This is a genomic window from Dankookia rubra, assembly GCF_004355005.1.
GTDB lineage: Bacteria > Pseudomonadota > Alphaproteobacteria > Acetobacterales > Acetobacteraceae > Paracraurococcus > Paracraurococcus ruber_A.
In genome coordinates, this window is sequence record NZ_SMSJ01000262.1 from 1 (window position 1) to 1,415 (window position 1,415).

Below are 1,415 nucleotides of genomic sequence, written 5' to 3' on the forward strand. Positions count from 1 at the left end.
TGGGGTGCGGCACGGTTCGATGAGACAGCCGGCTGCGGTAGAGATCACCGCAACCGGAGGTCAGACCGATGGACCAGAACTACAGCGACAAGCCCGAGGGGGCGCCGGCGGGCGCCCAGAACGCTGACGCCGGCGCCCCCTCGGGCGGTGCCGGGCCGGAGCGTCGCAACTCCGCCCGGCGCAAGCTGGCCGCCGTCACCCGCCTGCTGCGCGGTGAGCCGCTGGAGACCGTGGCCCGCGAGCTCAACGTCACCGTCGCTCGTCTGAGCGCGTGGCGAGACCGCGCCCTGGTCGGGGCAGAGGCGGCGATGAAGGAGCGCGAGCGCGACAGCCGCGACGAGGAGTTGCTCCGCCTGAAAGCCAAGCTCGGCGAGGTGACCATGGCCAACGAGCTGCTCGAGCAGAAGATCGCGGCCCTGGAGGGCGGCCGCCCTTTGGCCCGCCGGAGGCCGAGGCGGTGAGCCAGACCATCTCGCCGACCACGGGCCGGGCCTACGGACTGGCTCGGGTCACCCGGGTTTGGCGCCGCTCCCGCGCCACGGTCTACCGCCATCGCGCGGCGGCGGCTGCCGAGACGCCTCGCCCGGCCCGCCGCGGTCCGGTGGGGGCTTGCTCCGACGCCGCGCTGGTTGAGTACATCCGCGCCCAGATCCTCGGCTCGCGCCTGCACGGTGAGGGCTACCGCAAGATCTGGGCCCGGCTGCGCCACGCCGGGATCCGCACCTCGGCCCGCCGGGTCCGGCGGCTGATGGGCCAGCACGGCCTGCTCGCGCCGCACCGGGTCGGTCGTCCCGAGCAGCGCGCCCACGACGGCACCATCACCACCACCGCGGTGGACGCAATGTGGGGGACCGACATGACCGAGACCGTGACCGTCAAAGAAGGTCGGGCCCGGGTCTTCGTCGCCGTCGACCACTGCTCGGGCGAGTGCGTCGGCAACCATGCCGCCCGCTCCGGCAACCGCTTCGAGGCACTCGAGCCGGTGCGCCAGGGCGTGCTGCGCCACTTTGGTGGCATCGAAAAGAACGCGGCCAAGGGTCTCTCCCTCCGCCACGACCACGGCTCGAACTACATGTCGGGCGACTTCCAGGACGAGATCACCTTCTTCGGCATCGAGAGCTCGCCCTCCTTCGTCCGCCAGCCCGAGGGCAACGGCGTCGCGGAACGCTTCATCCGCACCCTGAAGGAGAACTTCTTATGGGTGCACACCTTCGACACCATCGAAGACCTGCGCCGCGGGCTGCAGGACTTCGTGGCCCACTACAACGCCACCTGGCTCGTCGCCCGGCACGGCTACCGCACCCCGAACCAGGTCCGAGCCGAGCAACGCAGCCTTGCTCAGTGCCCACCGGCCAACCTACCCTTGGCCGCCTGAATAGCGCAGCCAGCTGTCTCAGCAACCGGGCGCACTACAG

The 1,415-nt window shown here is 71.2% G+C and carries 1 pseudogene; it reads left to right on the plus strand.

The window, feature by feature from the left end:
• Positions 1-68: 68 nt before the first annotated feature.
• Positions 69-1,375 (plus strand): annotated as a pseudogene (locus E2C06_RS36435) (IS3 family transposase).
• Positions 1,376-1,415 lie beyond the last annotated feature (40 nt).